The organism is Paraeggerthella sp., from assembly GCF_048427265.1.
Taxonomy (GTDB): Bacteria; Actinomycetota; Coriobacteriia; order Coriobacteriales; family Eggerthellaceae; genus Paraeggerthella; species Paraeggerthella hominis.
Genome location: NZ_DBFOSR010000056.1, coordinates 1 through 16,441, shown reverse-complemented (window position 1 = coordinate 16,441; position 16,441 = coordinate 1). Strand labels below are relative to the sequence as shown.

Below are 16,441 nucleotides of genomic sequence, written 5' to 3'. Positions count from 1 at the left end.
GGCGGAATCGACGCTGCGGGAGGTGAGCCAAGCGATCGGCTGCGCCATCGACCCGCGCGTGCATCCCGTCGTCGAAGCACTCGACGACGACGAGGGGCGCCGCTACGTGCGGGTGGACTTTTCCGGAAGCGACGCTCCTTACGCCTGCAAGGGCGCCTACCGCATCCGCGTCGCGGACGAGGACGTACTCATGGCACCGGCAGAGGTGCGCCGCATGGCGGTCGAGGCCGAAGATCGGATCAACCCTTGGGATTCGCGGCTTTCGCAGCGCAACGTCGCCGACGCCAGCGAGAAAGAGCTGCGCGCCTACATCGAGCGCGGCAACGCGTGCGGCCGCATCAGCTTCGCGTACGAAGGCGTGGAGAGCACGCTCACGCGTTTGGGGCTCATACGGGAAGGACGGCTCACCAACGCAGCCGAGGTGCTGTTCTGCGAATCCTTCTACCCCATGCTCAAGATGGCCATCTTCGCCAACCACCAGAGAGTCGACATCCTGGACATCCAGCAGGAGCAAAGCACCTTGTTCGAGCTGGCGCGCAAAGCCGAGTTCTACGTGCTCAGCAGCATCAGGAGAAGAGCCGTGTTCACCGGCAAGATCGAGCGTGACGAGATACCGGAGCTTCCCATGGACGCCGTGCGCGAGGCCATCCTCAACGCGTTCGCACACCGCTCGTACCGCTCCGATCTGGCAATCCAAGTGGAAGTTTACCCTGACAGCGTCGAGATCTTCAGCCCCGGCTGGTTTCCGCACGGCAAAACCCCGGAAGCTCACCTGTCGGGCGAGGACAAGTCGTCCACCAGCAGGAACAAGCTCATCGCCAAGGCGCTGTTCCTATCCAAGGAGATCGAGTCCTTCGGCACGGGCCTCCCCCGCATTAAAAAACTCTGCGATGCCGAGGGCATCGAACTCGAGTACCAGAAGGACATGAACGGCACCACCGTGGTCTTCCACCGCAATGATCCGTTCGCGGCGATGTCCGAACGGGAAACGCAGGCAACAACCGCCCCGAAACCCGACTGGACGCTTTCCCGGGCAGCGCTAGACGTCTTCCGTACGGTCAAAGCCGAATCCGATTTGACCGTGGCGCAAATTTCTGAGCGAACACACAGGTCGATCCGAACAGTCGAGCGTTCGCTCAAAGAGCTTCGAGACGCGGGGCTCATTACCCGAAAAGGCTCGAACAAAACCGGCAGCTGGATGGTTTTAAGCGGTGCAGATGACGGAATAAATCCTTCACAAAGCCTGACAAAAGGGACCTGAAGATAAATGGCGGGATAAATGGCGGGATAAAAACGAACTTCGATAGCGCAGACGCGAACGGGGCGTTGGCGACGCACGCAGATACCCGTCCTTCATCGTATTTGCGTTGACCACAGGCAGCATGAAGCTACAAGATGCACTCAATATACTGCTGGATCGGGACGCTCGCGGGCGCTACGTGTTCCGCAAGCGCGACCTTGCCATCGTGCTGGACGAATCGGGTCGCACACTCGACCAGACGTTCGAGAGCTTCGAGAGCGCCCTTTCGCTCTACGGCGAGATCTCGCAGATCCCGTCGACCGGCTCGCTCTCATGATCACCGGCCGCAGCGGCGAGTACCGGACGCCCTACGGCGTCATCGAGTTCACCCATACGAAGCAGTCCGTCGAGCGCATCCTGCCGTAGCTCGTCAAGCGCGAGGGCCATGCGCTGTCGCTGGCCTCGAAGCGACTCGCCTACGATAACCTGCGCTCGACCCGCCGCACCCTCGACCTCGTCGACGAAGGAAAGCCGCATGCCCAAAATTGACTTCAACGCCTACGTCGCGCAGCTCGCGCGCGAACGGTCGGCAGGCCATGACTCCCGTCATCGAGAAGGAGCTTCTACACTACGAGATCCTACGCGCCCTGGAGTAGGGCGGCTTGCTGGCGAGCCTCGCGTTCCAAGGCGGCACGCGCCCGCGCCTCTGCTACGTCACGACGCGCTAACCGAAAACGTGCGGGAGCTTTACACATGTTGCAAGGCGCAGAAACAGGACGCTCCCTCAAGACGCGAAAGCGCGTTTCTGGCTCCCGATATCGTGTCACAGGTCCTCATTTGCGCCCACATTTCGCACGCGCCCCTACCCAAACCAAGGTCGGCGCGAGCGGGCCGACGACCACGCTCGCGCGCCCAAATGCACGATTCTTCCCGAAATGTTGCGTGCGAGCACATACCGAGGCCCGCGCACCGACGGCAAGCATTTACGACCAGGCAAAACGCACAATCGCATCGAAGACATCCCCTTAGTAGGCCCTTTGAACGCAACATTGGGGGAAGAATCGTGCAAAAACAGGATGCCCGCTGCCAACGCGGGCAGCAGCCACCGAGCCGAGCGCGCGCGGCATCAGCCGTCCAGCCACGACGACGCCTTCTTCCGTCGCAAGGCTAATAAACCGTTGGGCAACAGGCGCGAAGCCCGCTCGTGCGCATTTCGCAAACCTCGTATCGTGGGAACGCGCCCTGCAGCAGCTCAAAACTCGGAGCCTGCAGGGCGCTCTGCGGTAGAATGGCACTCCATGAAACCGCAACAGCTTACTCGGCGAAAGGCAGCACACGTGAAGGACTTTTTTCAGCGCATAGCATTGAAGACCGCTCGATGGATGCAAGGGCGCTACGGGCTTGACGGATTGTCGAACGGCCTGATGGCGCTGGGCATCATCTCCATGCTGCTATCCGTGCTTCCCTACCTGGAAGCATTCTCATGGGTCGCGCTGATAAGCATGGCCTTGGCCCTGTTCCGCACCTGTTCCAAGAACTTCGCCCAACGACGCAAAGAAAACGCCGTGTACGAGCGCGTCATGGCCAAGCCGAAACGCGCGTACGCCCTTGCCAAGAAGAAGTGGGTCAACCGCAAAACCACGCTGTACTTCACCTGCAAGAACTGCGGCCAAGCCCTTTCGGTTCCGCGCGGAAAAGGCACCCTGCGCGTGGTCTGCCCGAAATGCAAGACGGAGATCACCAAGAAGTCGTAGCGATCGCGTTCGACGGAAAACGAACCGGCAAGGCGAAGATGCGAATGAAGCAGGGGGACGGAGGCGATGGCCCGTCCCCCTGTTTCATTGAAAAGAGCGACCCGACGATACGGGTCGCTCTTTGGCCGCTCGGCTCGATGCCCGGTGCGCACCGGATTTTCGCATCGAACCAAGCGGCTTCGCGGAAAAGGCGGAATTGCATTGCGGCAGCCTGAGCAAAGCGCAAGCCGCCGCAATCGATCAACTTACTTGCCGGCAGGCTCCTGCTGCGTGATGCAGTGGATGTTGCCGCCGCCGAAGACCACCTGGTCGGTCTTCACGCCCACGGCCTTGTACGCGCCCTCGCCCCAAGCCTCGTCGAACGCGGCCTGGATCTGCTGGACGGCCAGCGCGTCGTTCTCGTCGCCGTACTGCGGCACGATGACGCCGCCGTTGACGATGAGGAAGTTCATGTAGGACGCGATCAGCGGCTCGTCGGCAACGCGCGGCTCGGCGTTTTCGTCAATATCGATGGAGTCGCAGGAAGCCTGGTCCATGTACAGCGGCTTCACCGGCATGACGAGCTTCGTCACTTCAAGCTTGCGGCCCTTGGCATCCACGGCGTTGGACAGCGTCTCGTAAGCGGCGTGGCACTCGTTGTAGAACGGGTAGTCCGGATCGTCGGACCAGATGCACAGCATCTTGCCGGGGGCCACGAAGCACGCCACGTCGTCGATGTGGCCGTTCGTCTCCTCGGGGTCGATGCCGTCCTTCACCCAGATGACCTTCTCGACGCCCAGGTAGTTCTTCAGGCCCTCGTCCATGTACGCGCGCAGCTCTTCGGACCATGCCTCGTAGTCGGTCACGGATGCGTTGCGGCCGGGATCGAGCAGGCACATATCGGTGGTGACGACCGTGCCCTCGCCGTCCACGTGGATGGAGCCGCCCTCAAGGATGAGGCTTTCGGGACGGTAGCGACGGCACCCGCTCATCTCGGCCATCTTGAGCGCGATCTGCTCGTCTTTGTCCCACGGGAAGTACAGGCCGTTCTCGAAGCCGCCGTACGCGTTGAAGTGCCAATGCACGGCGCGCTTGTCGCCCTCGCCGTTGACCACCCAGGTGGCGCCGGTGTCGCGCACCCATGCGTCGTCGGTGGTCATCTCGATGACGGTGATGTTCTCATCGTCCTCGAACACGGCCTTGGCGTTGGCGTAGTCGACCTGGTTCACGCACATGGTGACGGGCTCGAACTCGGCGATGGCGCGCGCAACCGCCGCGTACTGCTTCTGAGCGGGCTTCGCGCCCCATGCCCACGTGTCGGTGCGGTGCGGCCATGCCATCCAAATGCGGGTCTGCGGCTCGAACTCGCCGGGCATGCGGTAGCCGTCGGCCTTCGGGGTGGACTGGGATTCGGTAATCGTCTTCATGATGCACACCTTTCTGTTTGGTTTGCAAATCCTGTTTCGTAGATTCTCCCACGGGCGGGACGTTCGAATCGCCCCGCCCGTCCAATCGAAATCGCAGCGTTTACGCTACTGGCTGAGCCTCGGAGTCTTTCTCCGCAGCGCTCTGCGAAGCCTCGCGCGCCTCTTCGGCGGCTTCCTCGGCCAAGCGCTCAGCAGCCAGTTCGGGCGTCAGGCCCTTGTACTCCTCCGTGCGGCCGCGCTTCGACCAGATGCGCACGACCTCGCCCAGCACGACGAACACCAGCACGCCAACCAGCATCGGGATCTTCGAAAGCTCTTCTTCCGAACCGTTCAACGGAACGATGGTGGCGATGATAGCCAGCACCAGCTCGATGGCGGGGACGGCCAGCATGACGTACATGAGCTTGCCCTTGAAGGGGAAGGTGAACACGCGCGGGCGGTTCGGATCGACCTTGCGCAGCTTCAGGAACGCGGTGAACATGGGGATGTAGCTGATCAGCAGGAACACGACGTTCATGGAGAACAGCATCCAGAAGATGCCCTCGGAGATAGCCGGAATCGGGATCAACTGCAGCATGAGGGCCAAGGACGCCACTACGCCGTTGATGATTGCCGCACCCGTAGGCATGCCGGTCTTCGCGCTCTCATGGGCGAACAGCTTGGGCATGTTGCCGTGCTTCGCCGCATAGTCGGCCACGAAGTTCACGCCGAAGGACCAGGAAGCCATGTTCGCGAACAGCGTGACCAGGAACACCACGCAGATCAGCATGAAGATGGGGGAAGCCTCGCCCACCATGGTCATGACCGCGTAGATCATGCCGAAGTCGGGATCGATCTGATCGGCCGGAATGGCAGCGCCGATGCCGAACGAGCAGAACAGGTAGATCGCAGCGATGGCCAGGCCGCCCAAGATGATGGCCTTGGGAATGTCGCGCGAGGGGTTCTTCATGGCGTCGGCGAAGGTGCAGATGACCTCGAAGCCCATGAAGTTGAACAGGATGATGGACAGGTACGTAAGCGCGTTGGTGTTGGTGAGGTCGGGAACGAACGTAGCCGGGGACATATCGCTGGCGAAGCCGTTGTTCATGGCGTACCAAATGCCCAGACCGCCGACCGACACCGCGATGAGCACTTTGAGGATGGCGCCGCCGTTGAGGATCCACGCGGAATCGGACACCTTCGAAAAGCTCATGAACACGACGATCCATACGAATGCCAGCTCGATGGCAAGCACCGGGCCCAGCTCGAACTCAACGCCGAACACCATGCCCAGAATATCGGGGAACAGCGTTGCCAAAGACGCGATCCACAGCGGGAAGTTAATCCAATAGTACCAGGCCACACGGCTGCCCCAGCGATCGCCGAACGCCTCGCGGATCCAGTCGTACAAGCCGCCGTCGGAATCGTACGTGGTTCCCAGTTCGGCCACCACCATGCCGTACGGAAGCAGGAACGTGATGATGAGGAAGATCCACCAGAAGAACTGCTGGTTGCCGATGGCGGCTGCGGGTGCTGCGGCCTCGGCAACGAACACGACGCAGATCACCGACAGGATCACGCTCATGAATGAAAACTTTTTAACTTTGTTGCTCATGCGTATCCCCCTTCCAGGGGTTCGGCTCCACCGAGCCGCGCCGGCTTGGCGACGCGGGCCCGGCCCGGTGGAGCGCTCGATCATGGTGAACGGGTTGCGCGCCTCGCGCCGCGCAACCCGCCAAGGTCTCTTTTGCTACTTGCTGATCTTCTCGAGCACCGCGTTCATGCGGGCCTCGGCGGCGTCGGCCACGGCCGCGTCCTCGACGGTCTTCGGGCACAGGTAGGCCAGGATGGCGCGGATGGAGTGCTTGCGGTTCTCGGCCTCGACCCAGCACAGCGAGCGCTCGGGGCTGTCCATGACCTCGTCGGTCACTTCCTCGCCGCGGGTGGCCGGCAGGCAGTGCATGAACTTGGAGTCCGGGCCGGCGAAGTCCATCATCTCCATGGTCACCTGGTACTTGGGGAAGAAGACGTCCATGTAGGACTCGCCGCCCTCCTCCTCGTCGTACAGGCCGTACCACACGTCGGTGTAGATGAAGTCGGCGCCCTTGATGCACTCGATGTCGTCGGAGACGGTGACGGTGCCGCCGGACGCCTTGCAGTTCTCCTCGGCGATGGCCATGATGTCGACGTCGGAGTCGACCACCAGGCCGCCGTCGGTGACCTGCTTGCCCTTGGGGCCGAAGTGCACGAAGTCCATGCCCATCTTCGAGGCGATGAACATGAGCGACACGCACACCTGGGTGGCGTCGCCGATGAAGGCCAGCTTGCAGTCCTCGATCCTCTTGCCCTCGGGCAGGTTCTCGATCATGGTCAGCAGGTCGCCGAGCTCTTGGGTGGGATGGTTGTAGTCGGACATGCCGTTGACGACGGGGGCGGCGCTGTTGGCGGCCAGGCCCACCACGTCGGGGTGGCGGTTCACGCGGGCCATGAGGATGTCGACGAGCGAGCCCATGACGCGCGCGGTGTCCTCGAGCGTCTCGTGGCCGCCCAGCTGGATGGTGCCCGGGCCGTAGAACTGCGCGTGGCCGCCCAGGTCGGTCATGGCCGTCTCGAAGGAGATGCGGGTGCGGGTGGACACCTGCTGGAAGATCATGCCGAGCGTCTTGTCCTTGAGCACCTGCGGGTAGCGCCCGCCCTCCTTGATCATGGTCTTCATGGAGCGCGCCAGCTCGATCATGTCGAGCAGCTCTTCCTTGGTGAAGTCGTTGGTGTCGATGTAGTCCTTCACGGCCATGCTGGTCCTCCTTATTGACTGCCGCGGCCGATGCCTTTTCCCGGCCGCTTCTCTTGGCGCCTACCATGCTGCCAAGATGGCTTCTTGTGAAGGAATAATGAAGATTATTTTTCGCACGCCTCTTCTATATCTCAAATAATCTTGGGTGTTTAATTGATTGATCAGGTGTTATAGTAAGCGTCGCCAATTGCCCTACAACCTCGCTACACCCTTCTAAACCTGCGAGGTAGAATTACCGAAAGCGGCACAGACACTTCGTCCATCGGAAAACGAGGGAGTATCGCCTTGGAGATCGCATTCTATTTCTATACGATTCTCATCATGCTCGTCTGCGTTGCCGCAGGGACGATTTCGCTTTCTGCATACTTCGTCTCCCGCAGGCGCAGCCATTTGTTCATGGTGGCGTTCTTCCTGTTCTACTTCCTTGATCTCGCGATCATCTTCCAAAACGAATACCTTGGGCAGAATACGGATTTCCCCCTGGACGCGTTCTACGCCATCGATCAACCGCTGCTCAGAATCTTGTTCGCAGCCGGCGTTATCGAATCGCTCTGGCTTGTCGCCTGTGACTTCGTGGATGAAAAAAGGCTCGCTTTGAGAATCGTTCCCGCTGTAGGATTCGTGATTTTGAGCGGCGCGATCGTCATCATCCTTCCCGAAGGACAATTCAAGCAGTGGCTGTTCTACAGCATGCGGCAAGTGTTTTTGATCTGGTGCCTTGCCTACCTGCTGCGCCGGTACTGGACTTCTACGAACGAGATAGAAAAAACGCGCATGAAGCGACAGGAGCCGCTGTTCCTGATCACGATAGCGCTGACCTTGGGCATCCTTGTGGAAGATACGTTCATGATGCTGGTCTGGAACCCCGAAGCGGTATCTGCAACCATGCTTCCCCTCTACATATCCGAGCGCAACTTCTGCGAGAACTTCCTTATGCTGGCCTTCGCGTTCTTCAGCTTGAAAGAGTCGGGGGAAACGCTTCGCATGCGGTTCAAGGAACCGCCGACATCCGAGAATCCCACCGTGCAAAGGCACATCGACGACCTGCTGCCCACGTTTTGCGAGCGGCACGGCCTGACGGCGCGCGAGCGCGAGATCTTGGCCCTTGTGCTGCAAGGCAAGGACAACCAGAACATTGCAAGCGAGCTGCAACTGGCGTTGGGAACCGTGAAGGCGCACGTGCACAACATCCTGAAGAAGACCGACCACGCGAGCCGCCAAGAGCTGGCGCGCGACTTCTGGAAGGAATAAAGCGGCGCCGCGCGGCCAACCTTCGAGCGTACGGGGGCGGCTCGACAAGCAAGCGCGGTCATGCGAGAATCAAGGGGCAACAGAGGAGCACGCACCGCTTCGGCGTTGTCGCAGCGTTGATACGTCACCGTCGCGACAACGCCGAAGCCTCGAAAGGATCTTGTCATGAACCCGTCCGGCCTTGTCACCATCGAACCTGATCAAACCGACCTTCTTGAAGAACTCGCGCGCATGCTGGGCACCTGCTTTCGCGAAGAGCTCTGGTACGTCACATGCTTGGACGCGCTTGATGCGGACGAAGACCGCAAGCTTGCCATCACTCAGGCATCGATCAGGTCGGACTTCATGACCACCGCGCCTTACGGCTGCGTGCACGCGCTGCCCGACCATGCCGGCGTGGCGAACGCCTTCCTGCGCAGCGATCTGGGCGATGCTGCATGGGCGGATCTTGAGGAGCGGTCCTGGAGCTTGGTGGAAACACAGCTGACGCCGGAAGAACAGGCCGTGCTGCTGCCGCGCGCCGAAGCCATGGAACCCCTGTCGGACACGAACTGGCCCTTCGCGCATGCCGCCTGCGACGAAGACTTCATCTACTTCGTGTCCATCGGCGTGGATCCCGCCCGTCGCGGCAGCGGGGCGTTCGGTCGTCTTATCAAGCCTATCCTGGCCTACGCCGACGCGCGCAACCTGCGCACGTACCTGGATTGCTACACCGATCGCCTGGAGCAGATCTACGGCCATTACGGTTTCATCACCGTCGAGCGCAAAACGGCACCCGGCTTCGACCTGGTCGAACGCTGCATGGTGCGTGATCCGCAACCCGTCGCGTAGGAGCCTTCCGTGCGCAGCAACGAACTTGCCAAGCTTGCAGGCGTGACCGTGCGCACGCTGAGGCACTACCACGCCATCGGGCTTATGGCGGAGCCGTCGCGCGCGGAAAACGGGTACCGCGAATACGAGGCGGAGGACCTGGTGCGCCTGCTGCGCATCAAACGGCTTTCGGCTTTGGGGTTCTCGCTTTCGCGGATCGGCGAAGTGCTCGACGAGATGGACGCGAACCTGGAAGCGGCGTCCGGCCCGAACGCCGACGCCGCCCTTGACGAGCTTGACCGAGAGCTGGAGCTGCAAATTGCGCACCTGCAAGAGCAGCGGCGCACCATCGCTCTGCTGAAACGCGAGCAGCTCGATCCTGACCTGCCGATACGCTTCGCACGTGCTGCGAAAACCCTCATGGGCGATGCGTACGAGACAGCCTCCATCCATTCAGGGAACCGCCAAACGCTCCTCATTGCCGGGCACCTCTACACCGACGAGGACGTAGCGGAGCTGGAACGCGCCGTCGCCGCACTCGATCAGCGCGGGCTTCTGGACAGGCTGCATAAGATACAGGATCGGTTCGAAAACCTGGCTCCCGACACCCCGCGCGAAGAGATCGATCGCCTGGTGGCCGAGACCATGAACTGCCTTGATCCCATTATCGATTCCTTCGATCCCGACAATTGGGATCGAGACTTCGACACGCCGGCCGATCTGCTCATAGACGAGATGGCGAAGCAGGGGCTGAACGAAGCCCAGGTGTACGCGCAAGATCGCATCGAGGAGGAGATGGAGCGACGAATTATGAAGAAACGGGAGCTGATGCTTGACCCCGACGTTACGTCGTAGTTTTTACTGCTCGGTAGATCACCGACGCAGAAAGGACTATCATGCACGGCAAAGGCACTACCATCCGCTTCCTCGTTTCGAGTACGCTTTCGCTTCTTGGCAACTCGATCGCAGCCATCGCGCTCCCCCTCATCCTGCTCGCCACCACCGGCGACGCACTGGCGGCCGGCGCCCTGGCGCTCGTATGCGCCGTTCCGCAGATGCTGCTGGGCGTTCTGGGCGGCGCCGCGCTCGATCGCTTCAACCGGCGAAACATCTCCATCCTCTCGGACTTGATATCCGCCGCCAGCGTCGCGCTCATCCCCATCGTCGATATGATCTGGGGCTTGAACTTCTGGTGGTTCGTCGTTTTGGGCCTTATGGGCGCTGTCGGAGACATCCCGGGCATGACCGCACGCGACGCCCTGCTGCCCACCGTCACCAAGCGCGACGGTGTTGACCTGCAACGATTCATGGGCATGTCGCAGTCTTTGGACTCGCTCACCACCATCGTGGGCCCGGCGATCGCTGCGCTGCTGATCGGCACGGTCGGCGGAACCTCCGCCCTTTGGTTCACGGCGGCGCTCTCCGCCGCGGCGGCCATCGTTACCATGACCCTGCCGAGCGTTGTCGGAGTTCCCGAAACCGCCGCAGGCGAACCGATCGATGCCGCAAGCCCCAGCCCTTCCCGGGGTATCGCAGCAGCCGCGTTCGGCGCGTTGCGAGAGGGACTGCGCGTACTGCTTCGCAGCGATCGAGTCCTTGCCTGCTCCACCCTGTTCTCGTTCGGCATCGTCATGGTCATGGGGTCGTTTCAGGGATTGGCGCTTCCCGTGCATTTCACGCTTACGGGCCAGCCTGAGCTTTTGGGCTACGTGTTGTCGGCGCTTTCCGGCGGCATGCTGATAAGCTCGCTTGCATACGCGGCGCTCGCGCCCCGCTTGAGCAGGCGCGCGTGGTACGTGACGTCGCTCGTCGGCATGGCGGTGGGCGTGGCCCTGCTCAGCACGCTGCCGCCCTTCCCCCTCATGCTGCTCGGCGCGCTCGTGCTGGGCATTGCGGCGGGCCCGGCCTCGGCGCTATTGGGATTCTTCATGTACGACCGCATCCCCGACGCTTCGCGCGGCAGCGCGTTCGGCACCCAGAACTCCATCATGCTGATTGCCGCTCCGGTAGCCGTGTTCGCCACGTCCGTTGCCGTGAGCACGCTGGGAGAGAGGCCGGCGGCGCTGATCCTCATGGCGTGCTGGGGGCTTATCACCGTAGCGGCTCTGTTGGTGAAGCCGATGCGCCACCTGGACGATGAAAGCGAGGCCTCCGGCGAAGAGGCGTCCCCGGAGGTCGCTCCCGCCGCCGACCGCTAGCGCAGGCTAGCGGTCGCGCTCCTGCCACGACGTGGAGCCGATGCGCCCGAGCGAAAACGCCGAGCCGTCGAACGCAAGCTCCGTGACGCTCGCGTTGGGGATCTTCACGGGATCGTTGACGCGCAGCGGATCGACCAGGTACACGATCGTGCGCACTACGAACGAATGCGTCACCACCAGCACGTTGCCGCCGCCGGAACGCTGCACGGTCGCAGCAGCCTCGCAGAAGAAGCCGCGGAGCCGCTGCTCGATCGTTGCAAAGCGTTCAGCGCGCCCCGAGCAGTCGGCATTCGCCAGAACGTCGGCCACCTCGGGCAGGCGGCGGTTGTGCTCCTCGAAGGAAAGATCGGCCCCGAAGCCCGCCGTGAGCGTCGCATGCAGAAGCTCGCCCGGTTCGCCCTCCAAATCGCCGTAGCACCATTCGCGCAACCGCGCGTCATGGGCCAGGGGAAACGAAACGCCCGAACAGGACGGCTCGCCGCCGCTCAGGGACAAGAACGGCTCGGGAGCAACGTAGGATTCACCGCGCGCGTGCGACCGCGCGTCCAGCAGATGGTCGAGCGTCTGCACGGCGCGACCGCTGTCGCTTGAGTAGGCGGCTGCGAAATCCACGCTAGCCAATCCGCGCCCAAGTGCCTGAGCTGCGCGAATACCCTCGTCGGTAAGCGGAGTATCGCACCACCCCTGCACTTTCCCCATAACGTTGAACAGCGTCTGCCCATGGCGGACCACGTAGAAGTTGACGGGGGCCGCTTCGTCGCGCACAAGGGAGTCGGACAGGGGACCCTGCGGCGCGAGCTTCCTATTCATGGGAGTCCTGGGGCAGCTTGCACACGTCAACCCAGGCGCAGGGAGAAGCGCATCGCTCCAGTTCATCGGGGGTCAGGCGCACGGCGCTCGCCGCGTTGCCCGCTGCCGGGTAGACCACGTCGAAGCGTCGCAGCGATTCGTCCAGGCACACCTCGACGCCCTCGTTCACGGCGAAGGGGCACACGCCGCCTACCGCGTGCCCGATCAAAGGCTCGGCTTCGTCGGCCTTGAGCATCTTGGGCTTGGCGCCGAACTGCGCCTTGAACTTGGGGTTGTCGATGCGCGCGTCACCGGCGGCCACCACAAGCACAACGCGATCCCCCACGCGAAACGAGAGCGTCTTGGCGATGCGCGCCGCCTCGCAGCCCACCGCGGCGGCCGCAAGATCAACCGTTGCGCTCGATGTCTCGAACTCGAGCACGCGATCTCCCATGCCGCGCTCCTCAAGAAACGTCCGCACTCTATCGATAGCCACGTCGTGCCTCCCATCTTCAAACGACCGGCCCAGTATAGCAATCTCCTGGACGTTTCCGGTCGAAACTCCCGTACAGAACAGGGAGGCGGGGCACCCTTCGCCCCGCCTCCCTGCGCGTTCGCTTCGCCCGCCCCGCCCGACTCGAACGGAAAGCGGGCGTCTTCAAGAATCCTGCCGCATTCCCCTATTCGTACTTGGAAAGGAACGCGCGCGTGCGCTGGTGCTGCGGGTTCTCGATCAACTGGGCCGCCGGGCCTTCCTCCACGATCACGCCGCCGTCCATGAACACGATGCGATCCGCCACGTCGCGCGCGAAGCCCATCTCGTGCGTGACGATGACCATGGTCATGCGCTCGTCAGCCAAGTCGCGGATGACTTTGAGCACGTCCTGGGTCAGCTCAGGGTCGAGCGCGCTGGTGGGCTCGTCGAAGAACAGCACGTCGGGATCGAGGGACAGCGCCCGGGCAATGGCCACGCGCTGCTGCTGGCCGCCGGAAAGCTCGCACGGAACCATGTCTTCCTTGCCGGTCAGGCCCATCTTCGCCAGCAGCGCCTTCGCCTCGGCCATCACCTGGTCCTTGGGGCGCTTCTGCACATGGAGGGGCGCGTCGGTCAGGTTTTTGATCACCGAGTAGTGAGGGAACAGATTGAAGTTCTGAAACACCAGGCCGAAGCGCGTTTTCGCCTCGCGCAGAACCGCTTTCGACGCGTACTTCGCCCGCCCCGTCCCGTCGTCTTCGGCAACCACCAAGTCGCCGTACGCAAGACGCCCGGCATCAAGCGTTTCCAGCAGCGTCAGGCAGCGCAGAAGCGTGGACTTGCCGCCGCCTGACGGGCCGATAACGGCCACCACCTCGCCTTTGCGCACCGTCAGGGATATATCTTTGAGCACGTGCGCGTCGCCGAAGCTCTTACGAGCGTGATCCAGCTGCACAAGCGTCTGTTCGGTCATGGCTCTACTCCTTCTTGCAGGTCAGAAAACAACGAGGCGGATCAGTCGCGGTAATAGTTGAGACGCTTCTCGATGCGAGTCAGGATCATTTCGACGATGAAGTTGAATATCCAGTAGATCGCACCGGCGATCACGTACGGAACCATGCTGATCTGCGACGCCGCCAGCGCCTTCGCCTGGCTGAACATTTCCATGATGCCCAGAACGAACGCGAGCGACGTGTCTTTGACCAGCGTGATGACCTCGTTGCCCATAGCCGGAAGAATACGCTTGACCACCTGGGGAAGGATGATCTTCATGAAGGTTTGGAGACGCGAGTAGCCCAGAACCGAGGCCGCTTCGTACTGGCCGCGCGGAATGGACTGGATGCCGCTGCGGTAGATCTCGCCGAAGTAGGCCGCGTAGTTGATGATGAAGCCGATGGAGCAGGCGATGTACTTCCAATCGTTGCCCATCTGCAGGCCAAACAGGTAATACGGCCCGAACATGAGGGCCATGAGCTGCAGCATGAGCGGGGTGCCGCGCATGATCGATATGTAGAACCGCGTGATGAGCGCGACCGGCTTGAACCGGCTCATACGGCCAAGCGCCACCAGGATGCCCAAGGGGAGCGCCCCCAAAAGCGTGGTCACGAAGATCTGGAAAGTGAACACGAAGCCCGAAAGCAAAAGCTCCATCATGGTGGAAAATTCCATACCCGGCCTTTCTTGAAACGTCGCAGGTCCAGCAAAGTCAGCGAGAAGCGCTGACGTGCCCCGAATTGCCCCGGTTCGCGGCCGAGCGTGCTTTGCACGTGAGGGCAAGCGAACAAGGGGCAAAGCGGGGTGCGTCAGCGCTTCGCAGCGTCGAGCGGTTCAGGCGGCCGGTCGGCCGCCTGGAGTCTTACAGCACCCAGTTGTCGTACGTGATGCCCTGATCCTTATACTTCTCGCACAGCTGCTTGACGAAGCCCTCGTCATCCAGCTGCTTCAACGCGTCGGTGACCTGCTTGGCAAGCTCCGTGTCGCCCTTCTTGAAGCCCACCGCGTAGTTCTCGGGAGCCAAAACGCCCAGCTTAACGTACGCATCGGACTTAGCGGCCATCTGGTAGCTGGCGATGGACAGGTCGCACGCCACGGCGTCTACCATGCCGGACTCAAGCTGCATGAACGCGTTGTTGTAATCGCCGATGGTCTGAAGCTCCTTGAAGGTATCGGCAAGGGCCTTCTGACCCTTCTCGTCCTCCAGCACGTGCAGCGCCGCGGAATCAACCTGCGTCAGGACGATCTTGCCCTTCAAGTCCTCAAGCGTCTTGATGTCGCTTCCGGACTTCACGACCACCATCTGCTCATTGTACATGTACGGCTCGGAGAACGTGTACCCGTCTTCACGGCCTTCCATGGTAAAACCGTTCCAGATGCAGTTGATGGAGCCGCTGTTGATGAGCGCGTCTTTGGCGTCCCAGTCGATAGGCTCAAGCTTGAGATTCCAGCCCATCTTTTCAGCCACGGCCTTGGCAAGCTCCAAATCGAAGCCCGTGAACTGGCCGTCGTCGCCCACGTAGCCGTAGGGCGGATAGCTCTGGTCGAATCCGACCGTCAGCGTGAACTGGCCGTCCTTAGCCGCATTGTCTGCCTCCTGGTTGCCGCCGGAACAACCCGCCAGCATCACCGCAGAAAGCGCCAGCGTCGCCGCAGCTGCGACAATCGCCAAAAGCTTCTTCTTCATTGCCTCTCCCATCATGTCGCGCAGGATCCGCCCCTTCCCCGGTATGCATCCTGCCACTCTTTTACTTTACTGCACTAAAGTGCTGGAGCAGAGTATAGCATAGATGACGAAAAGGGAAAGCCCCTCTTTGGACGTGACGCGGCAAGCGGCAGAACGTCGCTCGGAGCGAGGCGGGACACGGCGACGGGGCGGGCGGAGGGCGCCTCCGTTTCGAGCCCCCGCACCGCCACGCACCCGTTTCGCGCTCCCGCGCCGCCCCCACCTCCCGTCCCTGCCCCCACAGCGGCGCTTGCGCGCGAAAAACCGCTCCCGCCGGCAGGTTTTGACGGTTTGAGGTCGCTTGAGCCGACCGGACAAGCGCTCGCAAAAGCGCAGCGCAACAGCCCAAGGCCGTGACCAGGCATAACGAAAAGCGAGCCGAACGGCAACGGGAACGGCGCCAACTTCGACGACCCCTAAACGTGAAAACCTGCCAGCGGGAGCGGTTTTTCGTGCGCAAGCCAGCGAAAGGGGCGAACGGCGCGCACGCGTCGGACTCCCGCGCCGGCATCGCAAGAACGGCGAAGGGGCATTCGATGGCTCATTGCCGACTTCTCCCTTCCCCATGCTGCGCTGGAGCTGCCTTTCGCAGCGACTGGAGCCCTTCGCGCTCGCGACCTGCGCATCGTGCATGCAAACCCCGGAAAACAAGGACGCCCCGACCAGGTCGTCAGGGCGTCCTTCAAAAACGCATCGTCTCCGCCTGGACCAGCGGACCTGCAGGCATCCGCCTTGCTTACGCCAAGTCTCCCGCAGCCTTCACCTTCACGCGGTTCGTGTGGCCAGGATAGTACGCCAAGGGAACGTCCTCGGCATCGATGACCTCCACGGTATCGCGAATGGCACCGGCTTCCACGGCAGCCTCGCACGCAGCGACGCGCGCGCTCTCCAACGCCTCTTCGCGCGGCGTCACGTCGTAGTCGATCAACGCTTCGTACACGCCGCTCACCTTCGAGATGGCCGAGCCGATAGCGTTCGCGCACCCGGCATGCTCGGGCGTAAGCACCTGAGCCGTTCCTGCCAGGT

At 62.0% G+C, this 16,441-nt stretch carries 15 protein-coding genes and 1 pseudogene; 7 read left to right on the top strand and 9 right to left on the bottom strand.

The genetic code is table 11. The annotated features are described in order from the left end of the window. The 3 genes from ACMNI9_RS05525 to ACMNI9_RS05515 all read left to right on the top strand — a co-directional run. The coding region (locus ACMNI9_RS05525) for an ATP-binding protein (protein WP_418831182.1) at positions 1-1,261 on the top strand (1,261 nt) is incomplete at its 5' end. A gap of 121 nt (positions 1,262-1,382) precedes the next feature. After that, entirely contained in the window at positions 1,383-1,577 is a 195-nt protein-coding gene (locus ACMNI9_RS05520) for a hypothetical protein (protein ID WP_216528816.1), read from the top strand. Between the two features lie 1,000 nt (positions 1,578-2,577). Continuing rightward, positions 2,578-2,994, top strand: a complete 417-nt coding sequence (locus ACMNI9_RS05515; RefSeq protein WP_225749547.1) for a hypothetical protein — start codon at positions 2,578-2,580, stop codon at positions 2,992-2,994. A 245-nt stretch (positions 2,995-3,239) separates the two neighbouring features. Here the strand turns inward: ACMNI9_RS05515 and aguA are convergent, their stop codons facing one another. From aguA to ptcA, 3 genes are all read right to left on the bottom strand, one after another. Then, entirely contained in the window at positions 3,240-4,400 is a 1,161-nt protein-coding gene (aguA, locus tag ACMNI9_RS05510) for an agmatine deiminase (protein ID WP_114567667.1), read from the bottom strand. Positions 4,401-4,500: 100 nt separating this feature from the next. After that, positions 4,501-5,994: an APC family permease gene (locus ACMNI9_RS05505; RefSeq protein ID WP_114567668.1), complete on the bottom strand. Its 1,494-nt coding sequence runs from the start codon at positions 5,992-5,994 to the stop codon at positions 4,501-4,503. A gap of 135 nt (positions 5,995-6,129) precedes the next feature. Continuing rightward, the gene (gene ptcA, locus ACMNI9_RS05500) at positions 6,130-7,173 is read right to left on the bottom strand and encodes a putrescine carbamoyltransferase (RefSeq protein WP_225749548.1); all 1,044 of its coding nucleotides are present in this window, start codon (positions 7,171-7,173) and stop codon (positions 6,130-6,132) included. Between the two features lie 285 nt (positions 7,174-7,458). Between ptcA and ACMNI9_RS05495 the strand changes: the two genes are divergently transcribed. From ACMNI9_RS05495 to ACMNI9_RS05480, 4 genes are all read left to right on the top strand, one after another. Next, entirely contained in the window at positions 7,459-8,424 is a 966-nt protein-coding gene (locus tag ACMNI9_RS05495; RefSeq protein WP_114567670.1) for a helix-turn-helix domain-containing protein, read from the top strand. A 165-nt stretch (positions 8,425-8,589) separates the two neighbouring features. Next, positions 8,590-9,255, top strand: coding sequence for a GNAT family N-acetyltransferase (locus tag ACMNI9_RS05490; RefSeq protein WP_225749550.1), 666 nt, complete (start codon positions 8,590-8,592; stop codon positions 9,253-9,255). A 9-nt stretch (positions 9,256-9,264) separates the two neighbouring features. Then, on the top strand, positions 9,265-10,089 hold the full coding sequence (locus ACMNI9_RS05485) for a MerR family transcriptional regulator (RefSeq protein ID WP_114567672.1): 825 nt from the start codon (positions 9,265-9,267) through the stop codon (positions 10,087-10,089). 41 nt (positions 10,090-10,130) lie between these two features. Then, positions 10,131-11,432, top strand: a complete 1,302-nt coding sequence (locus ACMNI9_RS05480) for an MFS transporter (RefSeq protein ID WP_418831181.1) — start codon at positions 10,131-10,133, stop codon at positions 11,430-11,432. 6 nt (positions 11,433-11,438) lie between these two features. Here the strand turns inward: ACMNI9_RS05480 and ACMNI9_RS05475 are convergent, their stop codons facing one another. From ACMNI9_RS05475 to ACMNI9_RS05450, 6 genes and pseudogenes are all read right to left on the bottom strand, one after another. Further along, on the bottom strand, positions 11,439-12,242 hold the full coding sequence (locus ACMNI9_RS05475; protein ID WP_114567674.1) for a histidine phosphatase family protein: 804 nt from the start codon (positions 12,240-12,242) through the stop codon (positions 11,439-11,441). Next, complete coding sequence (locus ACMNI9_RS05470; protein WP_114567675.1) at positions 12,235-12,717, bottom strand: YbaK/EbsC family protein; 483 nt, start codon at positions 12,715-12,717, stop codon at positions 12,235-12,237. The genes ACMNI9_RS05475 and ACMNI9_RS05470 overlap by 8 nt, the downstream gene beginning before the upstream one ends. Before the next feature lie 184 nt (positions 12,718-12,901). Then, entirely contained in the window at positions 12,902-13,669 is a 768-nt protein-coding gene (locus tag ACMNI9_RS05465) for an amino acid ABC transporter ATP-binding protein (protein WP_216528807.1), read from the bottom strand. A gap of 41 nt (positions 13,670-13,710) precedes the next feature. Then, positions 13,711-14,364, bottom strand: a complete 654-nt coding sequence (locus ACMNI9_RS05460; protein WP_216528806.1) for an amino acid ABC transporter permease — start codon at positions 14,362-14,364, stop codon at positions 13,711-13,713. A 187-nt stretch (positions 14,365-14,551) separates the two neighbouring features. Next, positions 14,552-15,376, bottom strand: coding sequence for a transporter substrate-binding domain-containing protein (locus ACMNI9_RS05455; RefSeq protein ID WP_114567680.1), 825 nt, complete (start codon positions 15,374-15,376; stop codon positions 14,552-14,554). A gap of 775 nt (positions 15,377-16,151) precedes the next feature. Continuing rightward, a pseudogene (locus ACMNI9_RS05450) lies at positions 16,152-16,441 on the bottom strand (hydantoinase/oxoprolinase family protein); the annotation flags it as partial.

Bases quoted from the DNA above. Each gene is read 5' to 3' on its own strand.
- ACMNI9_RS05520 (WP_216528816.1), top strand. From the start codon at position 1,383: ATGAAGCTACAAGATGCACTCAATATACTGCTGGATCGGGACGCTCGC.
- aguA (WP_114567667.1), bottom strand. From the start codon at position 4,400: ATGAAGACGATTACCGAATCCCAGTCCACCCCGAAGGCCGACGGCTAC.
- ACMNI9_RS05505 (WP_114567668.1), bottom strand. From the start codon at position 5,994: ATGAGCAACAAAGTTAAAAAGTTTTCATTCATGAGCGTGATCCTGTCG.
- ptcA (WP_225749548.1), bottom strand. From the start codon at position 7,173: ATGGCCGTGAAGGACTACATCGACACCAACGACTTCACCAAGGAAGAG.
- ACMNI9_RS05490 (WP_225749550.1), top strand. From the start codon at position 8,590: ATGAACCCGTCCGGCCTTGTCACCATCGAACCTGATCAAACCGACCTT.
- ACMNI9_RS05480 (WP_418831181.1), top strand. From the start codon at position 10,131: ATGCACGGCAAAGGCACTACCATCCGCTTCCTCGTTTCGAGTACGCTT.
- ACMNI9_RS05475 (WP_114567674.1), bottom strand. From the start codon at position 12,242: ATGAATAGGAAGCTCGCGCCGCAGGGTCCCCTGTCCGACTCCCTTGTG.
- ACMNI9_RS05465 (WP_216528807.1), bottom strand. From the start codon at position 13,669: ATGACCGAACAGACGCTTGTGCAGCTGGATCACGCTCGTAAGAGCTTC.
- ACMNI9_RS05460 (WP_216528806.1), bottom strand. From the start codon at position 14,364: ATGGAATTTTCCACCATGATGGAGCTTTTGCTTTCGGGCTTCGTGTTC.
- ACMNI9_RS05455 (WP_114567680.1), bottom strand. From the start codon at position 15,376: ATGAAGAAGAAGCTTTTGGCGATTGTCGCAGCTGCGGCGACGCTGGCG.